The sequence below is a fragment of the Exilibacterium tricleocarpae genome (genome assembly GCF_007004655.1).
Lineage (GTDB): Bacteria > Pseudomonadota > Gammaproteobacteria > Pseudomonadales > Cellvibrionaceae > Exilibacterium > Exilibacterium tricleocarpae.
In genome coordinates, this window is the sequence record NZ_ML660101.1 from 150,474 (window position 1) to 162,636 (window position 12,163).

The 12,163-nt window shown below is 48.3% G+C and carries 15 protein-coding genes; 12 read left to right on the forward strand and 3 right to left on the reverse strand.

Annotated elements, in window-relative coordinates; all coding sequences use genetic code 11:
* Positions 1 to 23: 23 nt before the first annotated feature.
* Positions 24 to 692 carry a hypothetical protein gene (locus FKG94_RS20925; RefSeq protein WP_142928891.1) on the forward strand — a complete coding sequence of 223 codons (669 nt, stop codon included), beginning with the start codon at positions 24 to 26 and terminating at the stop codon, positions 690 to 692.
* The gene (locus tag FKG94_RS20930) at positions 653 to 1,120 is read left to right on the forward strand and encodes a hypothetical protein (RefSeq protein ID WP_142928892.1); all 468 of its coding nucleotides are present in this window, start codon (positions 653 to 655) and stop codon (positions 1,118 to 1,120) included. Before FKG94_RS20925 ends, FKG94_RS20930 begins: the two co-directional genes overlap by 40 nt.
* A 602-nt stretch (positions 1,121 to 1,722) precedes the next feature.
* Here the strand turns inward: FKG94_RS20930 and FKG94_RS20935 are convergent.
* The gene (locus tag FKG94_RS20935) at positions 1,723 to 2,691 is read right to left on the reverse strand and encodes a transposase (protein ID WP_142928893.1); all 969 of its coding nucleotides are present in this window, start codon (positions 2,689 to 2,691) and stop codon (positions 1,723 to 1,725) included.
* Positions 2,692 to 2,835: 144 nt separating this feature from the next.
* On the opposite strand from FKG94_RS20935, the gene FKG94_RS20940 reads away from it, so the two are divergent.
* From FKG94_RS20940 to FKG94_RS20985, 10 genes are all read left to right on the forward strand, one after another.
* Positions 2,836 to 3,177, forward strand: coding sequence for a hypothetical protein (locus FKG94_RS20940; protein WP_142928894.1), 342 nt, complete (start codon positions 2,836 to 2,838; stop codon positions 3,175 to 3,177).
* Between the two features lie 162 nt (positions 3,178 to 3,339).
* On the forward strand, positions 3,340 to 3,618 hold the full coding sequence (locus tag FKG94_RS20945; RefSeq protein WP_218943593.1) for a hypothetical protein: 279 nt from the start codon (positions 3,340 to 3,342) through the stop codon (positions 3,616 to 3,618).
* A 79-nt stretch (positions 3,619 to 3,697) separates the two neighbouring features.
* The gene (locus tag FKG94_RS20950) at positions 3,698 to 4,390 is read left to right on the forward strand and encodes a DMP19 family protein (RefSeq protein WP_142928896.1); all 693 of its coding nucleotides are present in this window, start codon (positions 3,698 to 3,700) and stop codon (positions 4,388 to 4,390) included.
* A gap of 125 nt (positions 4,391 to 4,515) precedes the next feature.
* Positions 4,516 to 5,016 (forward strand): hypothetical protein, encoded by a 501-nt coding sequence (locus tag FKG94_RS20955; protein WP_142928897.1) that lies wholly within the window; start codon positions 4,516 to 4,518, stop codon positions 5,014 to 5,016.
* A gap of 128 nt (positions 5,017 to 5,144) precedes the next feature.
* Positions 5,145 to 5,975 carry a DUF4437 domain-containing protein gene (locus FKG94_RS20960; protein ID WP_142928898.1) on the forward strand — a complete coding sequence of 277 codons (831 nt, stop codon included), beginning with the start codon at positions 5,145 to 5,147 and terminating at the stop codon, positions 5,973 to 5,975.
* A gap of 825 nt (positions 5,976 to 6,800) precedes the next feature.
* The gene (locus FKG94_RS29395; RefSeq protein ID WP_142928899.1) at positions 6,801 to 7,025 is read left to right on the forward strand and encodes a helix-turn-helix domain-containing protein; all 225 of its coding nucleotides are present in this window, start codon (positions 6,801 to 6,803) and stop codon (positions 7,023 to 7,025) included.
* A 38-nt stretch (positions 7,026 to 7,063) separates the two neighbouring features.
* Complete coding sequence (locus FKG94_RS20970; RefSeq protein WP_142928900.1) at positions 7,064 to 9,790, forward strand: cation-transporting P-type ATPase; 2,727 nt, start codon at positions 7,064 to 7,066, stop codon at positions 9,788 to 9,790.
* A gap of 163 nt (positions 9,791 to 9,953) precedes the next feature.
* A complete protein-coding gene (locus FKG94_RS20975) occupies positions 9,954 to 10,361 on the forward strand; it encodes a hypothetical protein (protein WP_142928901.1) in 408 nt (135 codons plus the stop codon).
* Positions 10,327 to 10,674, forward strand: coding sequence for a hypothetical protein (locus tag FKG94_RS20980; RefSeq protein ID WP_142928902.1), 348 nt, complete (start codon positions 10,327 to 10,329; stop codon positions 10,672 to 10,674). Before FKG94_RS20975 ends, FKG94_RS20980 begins: the two co-directional genes overlap by 35 nt.
* Before the next feature lie 25 nt (positions 10,675 to 10,699).
* Positions 10,700 to 10,978, forward strand: coding sequence for a helix-turn-helix domain-containing protein (locus tag FKG94_RS20985; RefSeq protein ID WP_142928903.1), 279 nt, complete (start codon positions 10,700 to 10,702; stop codon positions 10,976 to 10,978).
* Between the two features lie 212 nt (positions 10,979 to 11,190).
* On the opposite strand, the gene FKG94_RS29445 is transcribed toward FKG94_RS20985, so the two are convergent.
* Positions 11,191 to 11,427: a tyrosine-type recombinase/integrase gene (locus FKG94_RS29445; protein WP_218943596.1), complete on the reverse strand. Its 237-nt coding sequence runs from the start codon at positions 11,425 to 11,427 to the stop codon at positions 11,191 to 11,193.
* A 122-nt stretch (positions 11,428 to 11,549) separates the two neighbouring features.
* Complete coding sequence (locus tag FKG94_RS29035) at positions 11,550 to 11,813, reverse strand: phage integrase N-terminal SAM-like domain-containing protein (protein WP_218943594.1); 264 nt, start codon at positions 11,811 to 11,813, stop codon at positions 11,550 to 11,552.
* Positions 11,814 to 12,163: the final 350 nt, after the last annotated feature.

Below are 12,163 nucleotides of genomic sequence, written 5' to 3' on the forward strand. Positions count from 1 at the left end.
CTCTTGGTTCTAGTGGTCGCGTTGTGGCCAAGATTGTGATTGGTGGCACTTTATCAGAGGCGACTGGGGGTAAGTTTGCAAATGGGGCGGTGACGGCGGCTTTTGCGGCAGTGGTGCAATCGGCGCTCAGTGATGATGGTGAAGCACCGCTTTACACGGATGAAAATGGCGAAGAGTACTTTCTTGATAGTGATGGTAATCGCGCCTACACGGCGGGATATTTTGATGAAAATGGCAATCCCATTTTAGCGATGGAGTGGCCGAGTTTACCGCAAGGCGCGGTTGATTTTGCAGCTGGGTTTGGGGATGGCATTTCGTTTGGGTTAACAGGTTATATTCGCAATAGTCTAAATGTTGACGGAAGCGTTAATTATAACTCTGGATATTACTTTAGTGGTGAGCTATCAAGTTTACCTGTTCTAGGTGGTGCTGGGTTTAAGGGAGGAAAATATCTGGTTGGACCTCGTGGGCCTTTGTTTGGAAATCGGTATTTGCGTAATGGAAAAACTGGCTTTTTTAATAAAGGCTATCGTCGTTTAGGTTGGAGCAGATACGGAGGTAAAGGCAAAAGTGCTTATCACTTTGAATATCGTGTAGGCAATCATGGCAGTAAAAGACCTTGGTCTGTTGTTCCTAGCAAGGATGTAAAAAAATGGCAGGTAATTTACATCATCGCTTTCGAGAATTATTAAATGTTGTTGAAGCTTTTAATGCTTCTTTAGATGAAAATCTGGTTATATGTGAAATTGAAGACAATCCAATATTTATCAACTTTGATTACAAGCCGATCTCTCAATCTGGTTGCAATTTAAACATTACAATTGATAAATGCGTTCCTTGCTTTTTGACTATTAATATAGGTAAGAAAATATTCTATGAAGAATATGAAGGACAAAGGCTACCTAATGCTGATTATTTAAATGAGTTGATGAATAGTGTTTCGCAGGGCTGTGTGACAGAAGAAGAAACATTTTCGCTAGGTAAATGTATTTTGCACAAAGGGCATGTCAAGCTGGATAGCTATGAAGACATTCAAGTTGAAAGAAAGTCAATTTTTGGTTGTATGATGCCTAGTAGAAGTAAAAAATCATACGAATATAAACCTTGGACTTCTGCATAGAGGGAAGCTGTACGTAAGAGGGGCTGGGGACACTGATTCTTTAATAACTTGAAAGCCCCCGGCAATGCGCATTGCCAGGGACTTTGCATTTTGAGAATTGAGGGGTCAAGTCTTGACTAATAGTATTAAGCCAGCAACGGGCAACGATTTTCTTTTCCTTTTTCATCAAGGGTTTTAGCTGAGTTATCGTAAGCGATACTGTTGAATTATTACTCTGATAGAAAAAACCGTAGATTTAAGCTCTAACTATTAGTCAAGACTTGACCCTTCTCGCTACTTGAAGCCGCTGTTTGGTACGTGGCCGGAGCGGCTCTCTTTGCAGCCCAACTTGTAGAATCTCTTGTTCAAGGGGCAAGTTTTGGTGATGCACTTAACGAACAGCGAGGACAGGCACCGCTAAAAAATAACAAGAAGGCGCAGCCAGAATACTCACCAAAGAGAAAGCTGTCTTTTCTTAAAGCGGCGGGGGCTTTTGAGATAGTGTAAAAATTAACCGATGATTAAAAAATGGCTGTAAGTCTATGAAAATATAGCCAACACCATTAGCCTAGGGCACAAATACCCGTCAAGGTGTGCCTTGATAGAAGTTTCAGTAAACGATTTTAAGCGACTTTTTTGCGAGCCCGGGGTTTTCTGAATAGCGCTGTGTGGACTTGTTCAAAGGTTTGGCTATATTGTAGCCAGGTTTTGGGTGGCATTGAAAGCCGCTGTAAAAGCGGCGGTAAGCTATTAGGGATAGACCCTCGCTTGTCACTTCGAATAGCTCGTCCCGTCCAATCAACCAGCTCCAAATAGTCAGTAAGACTAAACGGAACCCCAGGGCATGCCTTGTCCGTGATGCGATCGGAAAAGTGCAGCAGCGGCTTTAAAGGCAAAGCAAAGCGACTAAAAGCGCCCTGCGTTTTCTGTTCTTTAATGGCGTTGGCCAAATCAAATCGCGGCGCTATACGTTCCTGGACGCTTGTGTAGTCGGAGCATTCAGGCATCTTGGTAAGGCCCCCTCGGATTGGATTGAGGTCAACGTAGACCATACAACTCAACAGAGCCTCTTCAGTTAACAACGCTTGGGACTTATAACGAGATTCCCAGAAGTGGCCGGTGCATTGATCTTCTTTATTAGCCTCTCTGGCAATAGGTTCGTTCAAGCACTTCATAAACCAGCTTAAATCGGTCAAGCGTTGGCGCCACACGGCGATGATGTCGGCGATGGTTGCCAATTCGGCAGGTGTCAAAGGCTCGCCGCTTTGATAACGTCGGGCTAGCAAGGGGCCTTTGTACAGGCTGGTCCAGCGTTTAATGACATCAGCATCATGCCAGCACTCGGCTTGCTCTGGATTGAGCTTGACGACGATATGGTAGTGGTTGGACATTACGGCATACGCACAGACGTCAATCGAGAACAGAGAAGATAACAACCGAATGCGGTTGACAATCCATTGGCGGCGGTGTTCGTAGTTTCGATTGGTGTGCTGATCGATGCCACATAAGAAGGTACGCCGGACACAACGGGAAACTACGTGGTAGTAGGGGGTATCTTGAACAGAGACGAGTGCTTTTCGAGGTCGAGTCATCGTTAGGTCCATTAACGATCGAGGAGTAGCGATCTTAGGATAAGAGTGTTAGATTGTCAATTTAGGAGTGCCTGTCCCAGCAAACGCCATTGAGGGCTTGTTCCTCATAGACAGACTGTTATACCGATAAGGAGATTCAATAGTATGAAAAAACATATAATAAAAGTTTTTTTTGTAATGGTTTCTAGTATCACTAGTGCTGCCTCTTTTGATAGAACAGATACTATACAAAGATTAGGGGCAATAGAGTCAAGATCAGACGGAGATTATATTCTCCTCAATGGTTTTACATCGGCAGGTTCGTGTCCTAGAAGTTCTGCTGGTTATGTCATTGCTCGTTTTCGTTCCGGAGAGTTTGGAGCTAGGACTTTTTCTATGGCACTAGCTGCAAAAATTTCAGGTAAAAGAATCAGGCTTGCTGTTGACGATTCTCACAAAAATACCGCAGGCGAGTGTTTTGTTAACTCAATAGAAATCTCTGACTAACAACGGCGTAACAAGCGCATTAACTTCGCGGTCTATGGCCGCCGGACAGCAAAAAGCTGCGCTTTTCACTGCCGGCTATGGAGGCGTTAGGCCTCAAGGAGAGTAGGTTGGATTCCGGTTACGTGTACATATGCAAAATGGTTAAAAACAGATATTGTTTCTGTGCGTATTGTTCAACCTAGAGGGAGGATTTGGCTTGAGATTACACAAGAGGAGCACATTGCCGGATATCTTGTTGATCAGACAATCAAACGCACAGATCTCGGTTTTATTGCTGAAGATTATGATGATAAATACTTCTCGCCAGCAGTTGATATATCTGTAAACGCTGAAAGATTTGTAAATGAATTTGAACCTTATTCAATAATGATGACTACCGATTTATTTCATGAAGAAGGCTGCAATGAAGTTAATGAGCGATTCAATCCTCATCGGGCCTAACAAGAGCTGCTGTCGGAGAAAGTTTCCGCTACGCAACAGCAAGAACAGGCACCGCTAAAAATCAACGCTAGAGGTAAGTATGGATCGAGTACCCTGCAAAAAATGTGGAGCTAAAGCACTGCCTTCGACGATTGAAAAAACTAAGGGCTATTGCATGCCATGTTTTAAAGGCCCAGACAAAAGATCCGAGTTGCAGAAATATGAAGATAAAGCCGTTCGCATGGGGCTTATGAAAGACTCAGACAGGGTAGCTCATTTGCCCGGTTTAGAGACTAAGGAGCTTAACGTATCTGATGAGCTTTTGCCTTTTGGACGTACTTACAAAGATGTTTTGAGGTGCAAAGATGAAGCCGAACCTTACCAACTCTTAAGTAACTTGTCAGCTATCATTATGTATAAAGAACAGAGTCATGGACTGGAGTCTCTCTCTCAAGAAGAGCGATATATTTATGCCGTAGATGGAATGTTGACAGAAGTAAACAATGGTGGATTTTATCAATTCTTTTTTAACAGCACTGGTGAGTTGTCTTATGATTTAGTACCAGCACTTGAGGTAATTGGCTCAACACTATTTAAAACAATAGCGTTAAAAGCAGTTAAGATTTTTGGCGAAATTCCATCTCTAGACGAAGATTCGAGATATTCACACCTTGATAGTATTACAGAAAATGATGAATTACAGCTTTGGGATAAATGCGATAGTGAGTTCTATGATTGTGGCGAGGAAATTGAATCGATGGCCTTAGCTTATGCGCAAATCAATCTCGTCTAACTTTAACAAAAGCATTGTAGCGGGCAAGCCGTTGAAAAGCGCGGCTGGGACGTCATCGCTATCGCTCTTCCGTCTCAGAGCTTTGTGTTAAGTGCCCGTGTCATTCAAAAACCAGGGAAAATATTTTGCAAAACCTTATCGCTGTTATTTTTTTATTGCTCGCGGCAAAAGCATCAGCCCTTGAAATATCCGATTTCAAATTTGGCCATATGTGTGGTATTAATAAAGATGATATGGGGTGGGTCTGCTTTGAGGCAGAGAAAATATATATTACAGGGCAAAGTTTATGCGTGTCGAAAAATGAAGTTCTCAAGTGTACATGGTATGGCTTCTCATTTAATTACACTGGAGCTAAGAAGGGTCAGAAAATTAGGTGTAACCATACACAGTCCAACCCTATTTATGACATTAACCTTGATTCAGCTAGTGAAAAGCCAAGCACAATAGGTAGTTATACTTTTACTCTTGAGAAGGAAGAAGGGCATTTCGTAAATCCTCAATATTCTGTCTTAGGTACTTCTGGTAAGAGTAAGCCGCTTAAAATAGAGCAAAAAACTCATTGTATTAGTGAGGGAAAGAAAGTTTTTGGGTATAAATTTATTTCTATTTATCCATCAAGCAAATAGCAAAAGTGTTGTGTTCGCACGCAAAAAACGCATGCTTGGACAGCTTTTGTGCTGCTCCAGCCTCCCCATGTCCAGGCGTTATAGGCAACCTTTTTTTGTGGTTTTGAATCGAATTAAAAGAAGTGAAAATGGGTAAGTTAAAATTTACAGTATTAGCATTGGCAATGGGGACAACTGCAATACCATCAAAGGCCGATGATCACTCGGTATTAGCTACGGACAATATTGAGTGGGGTCTACTTAACCCTCTCAGAGGCGATGCCAGCCCAAGAGCAGCCGACTTATGGGGAGATCGCACCAAAGGTATAGCAACAGGTATGTTAGTGAAGTTTAAAAAAGGGTTCTCTTCACCACCACATATCCATAACATTACCTACCGCGGCGTAGTAATCGAAGGGTTAATGCATAACGACGATCCCGCGGCAGAGAAAATGTGGCTGCCACCCGGCTCGTTTTGGACTCAACCTGCGGGTGAAAGCCATATCACAGCAGCGGATGGGCCAGATAATCTCATCTACCTAGAAATCGACAGCGGTCCGTACCTCGTTCTTTCTGCAGAAAAGGCGTTTGATAATGGGGAGCGTCCAATAAATTTAGATGAGCGCAATCTGGTTTGGCTCGATGCTAGAGATGTGAAGCAGCTGGAGAAAAGCACCGTACAAATAGCGTACTTATGGGGGAAGCCTCATCTAGCTAATGGCAGCTTTGTCAAACTACCAGCAGGCTTCAAAGGTTCAATCGAAAACGACAATGGGTTAAAAGCTGTAGTAGTGAGAGGTAAAGCTACCCATCAATGGAATAACAACGAAGCGAGAATCGCGCTATCGCCAAGCAGCTTCTTCAGCTCTAAAGCGAAAGGTGAACACAAAATTACTGTTGAGACTGAAATGGTTCTCTACATTAACTCAAATGGCAGGTACGCTGTAGAGCAACCGGTTGCGCCACGACAAGCGCATTAAGTGTACTACGCCCTTTAGGGTTCCGTCCGACGCGCTAGAGCGTACCGCTTATGCACGAGAGAATAGGGACAGGCATTCTCAAAATACCCACCTGAGTTATGCACAGTCGCTTTATCAGCATGGCTGAGATTGTTGAAATAACGTAAAAATCAACTGCGATGTTTAGGAAAATGCCTTAGGATTGGTGAGGAATATCTGGCGCCACTAATTTAACGCGCAAAAACCTTTGAAAACATGTCTTGTTGAGGTTTTCAGAAGGAGATTTTAAACGGTTTTAAAGACAGATCGAAGTGATTAAGCACCCCTTATGTTTTCTGCTCGCCAATGGTGTTGACCAAATCAAATTGCGGCGCTATACGTTCCTTGACACCGGTGTAACCAGAGCATTCATGCGCCTTGGCCAGGCCTGTCTGGATTGGATTGAGGTCAACACAGGCCATGCAAGACAATCATGCTTCCTCAGTTAACAGCACTTATGACCTTTGCCGGGACTCCCGGAAATGGCCGGTTCTCTGGTCCTCTTTGTTGGCTTGCCCGGCAATAGGCTCGTTTAGGCATTTCATAAACCGGCTTAAATCGATGAGGCACTTAAAGGTAACGAGGACAGGTCTCTCTAAAACACCTGTATGTCAATGAGATACAGCATCAAACTGCAGCGGAATACGGTATTGGTTTCAATCCAGTTGATTGGATTCACAGAGCCGGTAAAAACCAGCAATTCTAAATATATTCATCACTTTCAGCTATTTTCAAATACTTTGAAAGCTCTCTATATCTTTTGAGCGGATTTTAAGTATGTTAAGCTCTTTCAACATATTTTAAGTCATGCCCAGCAAACCATCTGCGATAACAATAGAAGCCGAAAAGCTCCTGAAAGTGCGGGAGCCGACCGTCAGACCCCGGATATATGATCGGGAGCTGCGTGCCATAAAACTCGGGCGGGAGTTGCGGATGGCAGTCAAGGATCTGGAGGCTTTTATCAATCAGCACGCGACTTTCGAGCCGAGCTGGCACCAACACTACTGGTATCAACACAAAGAGAGCGGCTGACGTGTGTCAGCCGCGGCGCTGAACAGGATAGGGTGGGAATGCCGCAAGCAAAAATCGATGCAGAGATAAAGACCAGTCCACCCTCAGAATGGCACCATCGATCTTTTGCCGAAGCTCTCGCGGTGTTCGGCTCCAATGCCGAAACCGGCCTGGCCAACGATGACGTGCACCAGCGCCGCTCAAGCTGCGGCCCCAATCGCCTGCCCGAACCACGACGGCAGGGACCGCTGTTGAGGTTTCTGCTGCAATTCCACAACGTCTTAATCTATGTCCTGCTGGCGGCGGCCGGGACCACCGCCGTGCTCGGCCACTGGGTCGACACCGGGGTTATTCTGGCCGTGGTGGTGGTTAACGCCGTTATCGGCTTTGTCCAGGAAGGAAAAGCCGAACAGGCGCTGGCAGCCATTCGCGATATGCTCGCACCCAAGGCCACCGTGGTGCGGGCAGGTCGAAGGCAGACCATCGCCGGTGAGGATATCGTGCCCGGTGATATCGTGATAGTGGAAGCGGGGGACCGGGTGCCGGCCGACCTGCGGCTACTGGAAGTCCGCGGATTGAAGATTCAGGAAGCGGCACTGACCGGGGAATCTGTTGCCGTTGACAAAGCACCCGATGCAGTTTCGCCCTCTGCCCCGCTCGGCGATCGCCAATCCCTGGCTTTCAGCGGCACCATGGTTGCAGCCGGACAGGGCAAGGGTATTGCTGTGGCAACCGGCGCCGCCACCGAACTGGGGCGGGTAAGCGGACTGATCGCCGAGGTGCAGCCCACCACCACACCGCTGATCCGCCAGATGGCGGTATTCGCCAAATGGCTGACGCTGACTATTCTTGCCATCAGCGCGGCAATTTTATTGTTCGGATTGACCCTGGCGGACTATAGTTTTAGTGACTTGTTTATGGCCGTGGTCGGTTTATCGGTGGCCGCTATTCCCGAGGGGCTGCCGGCAATTTTGACGGTGACCCTGGCGATTGGCGTGCAAGGTATGGCGCAGCGGCACGCTATCGTTCGCCGCCTACCGGCGATAGAAGCGCTGGGATCGGTGTCGGTAATCTGCTCGGACAAGACCGGAACCCTGACCAAAAATGAAATGACGGTAGCCTCGGTGGCGACAGCCAAGCGGCTGTTTGCCGTTTCGGGATCGGGCTATGCCCCCCACGGCGGCTTCTTGCTCGACGGCGCTGATATCGCTGCCGCCGACTATCCACTGCTTATCGATCTGTCGCGCGGGGCACTGCTGTGCAGCGAGGCGGAACTTTCCGGTCACGACGAAGAATGGACGGTTATCGGCGACCCGATGGAAGGTGCACTTTTAACCTTGGCGCACAAAGCGGGTCTTGACCCGACCTTCGAACGCCGCGCCAACCCGCAGACCGATGCCATTCCCTTCGACGCCCAGCACCGTTTTATGGCGAGTCTCCACCACGACCATACGGGAGAGGCCGCCATCTATGTAAAAGGGGCCCCTGAGCGGCTGTTGCAGATGTGCGCACACCAGCGCCGGGAGGACCACAGCGACGAGCCCATCGACCTCGACCACTGGCATGCCCAGGCCCACGCCGTGGCTGACCGCGGCCAGCGTGTGCTCGCCATCGCCACAAAGAAAACCCGTGGCGATCACCAGGCGCTCGTGTTCGACGATGTGGAGGACAACCTGACGTTACTGGGGCTCGTCGGCCTGATCGACCCACCACGGGAGGAGGCGGTCGCGGCCGTCGCGCAATGCCGGGCTGCCGGCATTCAAGTCAAGATGATTACCGGCGACCACGCCGGCACGGCTCGGGCCATCGCCCGCCAGCTCGGCTTGGGAAACACCGATACGGTGCTGCAGGGAACCGATATCGACGCTCTCGATGGCGATGCCCTGTGCAGGCAGGCAACGCAGGTCGACGTCTTCGCCCGCACCAGCCCCGAACACAAACTGCGCCTGGTCGAAGCGCTGCAGCACAGCGGCGCGGTGGTCGCCATGACCGGTGACGGTGTCAATGACGCACCGGCGCTCAAGCGGGCCGATATCGGAATCGCTATGGGCCGCAAGGGTACGGAAGCGGCCAAGGAAGCGGCGGAGATCGTGCTGGCCGACGATAACTTCGCCACTATTGCCGCGGCGGTAAACGCCGGTCGGACGGTCTATGACAATCTCAAGAAGGCCATTGTCTTCTTACTGCCGGTCAACGGCGGTGAGTCCCTGAGTCTTATTATCGCGATTTTACTCGGCCTGACCCTGCCGATTACGCCGGTACAGATTCTCTGGGTCAATATGGTCAGCTCCGTGGTGTTGGCTATGACCCTGGCATTCGAGCAATCGGAGCGCGGCGTTATGCAGCGGCCGCCGCGCCGCCCGGACGAGCCTATTCTCTCCCACTTCGTGGTATGGCGCGTCGCCCTGGTCTCAGCGCTTTTCTGCGGCGGGATCTTCGGCAAATTCGCTTTTGCCCAGACCCAGGGGGCCAGTGTGGAGGAGGCGCGAACCATCGCGGTCAATACCCTGGTGGTGATGGAGATTTTCTACCTGTTCTCGGTGCGCTACCTCAACAATCCTTCGCTGACTCTGCGAGGTATCGCCGGCACCCGGCCGGTGCTTATCGCAATCTCGGCAGTTACCGCACTGCAGTTTTTATTTACCTACGCGCCGTTTATGGAAGCGTTTTTCGACACCCGTCCGCTGAGCCTGCAGGAAGGCCTGCAGATCGTCGCCGTTGGGGTAGCGCTGCTGTTGGTTCTGGAATTCGAGAAGCAGATGCGCCACCGGCTGGTGTCGCACTGATCAGGTAATTCAGCACCGGAATTAGCGCACAGAAGCTAGAACAGCTTTCCGCGCCTTTACTTCCTCTCTTTGACCAACCAATTATATAGGCTATTACAATGGCCTATTTGTATGTAAAGTTGAGTTTATATAGCTATTATAGTGGCCAATGTGAGGGCTTGTGATGAAAAAGCAAGCAACGGTAGAGATATTCAGGGAGGGCCACTGGTGGGCGGCCGCCACGATCACGCCTGCGGATTTGGCAGCTGGCCACAATGGCGCTTGCCGAATGGAGTATTTGCTGGATTATGCCTGTGAACATATTGATGATCCACAGGCGGTGAAGGCTGGTGTCAGTTGTCGTTACCCTGTTGATTTCGATCTGCATGATGAGCAAAGCTGGCCTGCTTTTTTGTTGGATATTCTCCCTGGCGGGGCCGGCCGTGCCCACTGGTTGAAGCGATTGGAAATAGCTGATGAAGATGCAGCTGACTGGCCTTTGTTGTTGCGCGGGACGGCTTTTCCTCCGGGCAATTTGCGTATTAGAGAGGCTGTTGATGCCCGGTCAACTGATACAATACCTTCGTTATGAAAATGGCCTGGTGACTTTGACTCCGCTGTTTGATTTTGCTCCCATGTATTTGGACCCTGAAGGTATCCCGCGAGCCTGTCGCCGGGAGGGTGAGCAAGAGGTTGGGGGCTGCCCAGTCTGGGAAAAAGTCATTGCTGCTTTGCCAGGCGGTATTTCCCGGGAGCGACTAAAGGTTGAGCTTACAGCCTTCGCTGGTTTACTGGAGCAATTGCCGGGTATCATGGACAGTGCCCAGGTCGATCGCGAGATTATCACTGCTCGAATGCCTGTGATAGAACAGCATGTTGCGCAGTTAAAAGCGCTGGGTAATTAGCGCGTCTATTCAACGAGGTCGTACGATGAAACCTCCCGAGCATGCTACAGAACTTAAAGCTGAACTAAAGCGTTCTCTTATGGCGGGTGAGTTATCTCTGGGAGAGGCCATACGGCGGATGCGAAAGATTGTAGGTATGAACCAGACTGATTATGCTAACAAAGTGGCGAATGTTGCACCGCGCATTTTGATGGATATCGAAAGGGGGCGTGGCAATCCAACGGTTGAAACTCTGAATAAAATTGGCCGGCCGTTTGGTTATAAAGTTGGTTTTGTTCCTAAAAAGCCCGCGACCGATAAGTAGTGTCGGAGTTTTAGGGACAGTTCACTCAATAGAGATTTACGGAGGCGCTTAAGAATAGGTAGGGTCTGTCTATTACAATTTTGAACACTACCGTTTACACTTCTATCAAGTAACCGGTCATTCCCCCACGGCAGAATAGTTTTGTGTACCGCGCCTTACAATCGACTCAAAGGGCTTTGCACTCCCTGCGCTCCTCGTTTGAGGACATGAGTTTATATTTCAGTAGTCGTCACATCAGTATGGCCCAGTTGCTCCTGAACCGTGCGTATATCTACCCCCGATTGTAGCAGGTGTGTAGCAAAGCAGTGGCGTAACGTATGGCTGCTGGTTTCTTTTGAGATGCCCGCTTTATGCCGAGCGCTGCGGATAAATTTACTGATTCCAGATTCACCGATATCCTTCACTCGTAAACGTGCCAGTTCTACTCTCCTTAGCCCTGAGCCGTACATTAACGCAGCTACTAGCCAGTGAGTTCCTTTCAATTGACTAAGCAGGCGAGTGACTTCGTTCGTAGTGAGCACTACCGGGAGTTTTGGTTCACGCCTGGCGCGACGGAATTGACCAACATCGCCTAGTGGGCGATTGATAATGTTTTTGTATAGAAACACAAGCGAATTAAGGGTAACAGACCGTGTGCCGGGGCGACATGCCGTTTGACTGATAGATATGTCAGGAAAGCTTCTACTTCGCTTTCGCCAAACTCGATGGGGTGGCGCTTATTGTTGAATACAATATATCCCTTGATCCAGTACAGATATACCTTTATTGTTCTACGGCTAAAATGCCTGGCGAGCATGTATTGGTAGATGGATTGAAGGAACGGTGATTTGAGCATGTGGAATTCCTTTTCCGAAAACTGTTTTTATAGACAGTAAGCATTCTGTATTATATGTCAAGCTAAATGCTTAAATTAATTTCTCTGTTACTTAATGCCAAAAAGCCGGATAGTTAGAAGCTTTTATAAATCAATATGTTGCGTGTGCCGAGAGTTCACAAGATATACTAAGCGGGATTCCCGGTAATAATTATTATGAGGACTTGTTCCTCATAAACAGACTGTTATGTTTACCTAGGAATTCAAAATGAGCAAGGTTAGCCAAAAAGATATTGAATCAGAGGGAGTACCGAAGCATATATCTAAAACTGATAGGCTGGCATTGCGTAAGAATTCAAGTCGTTGTCCAG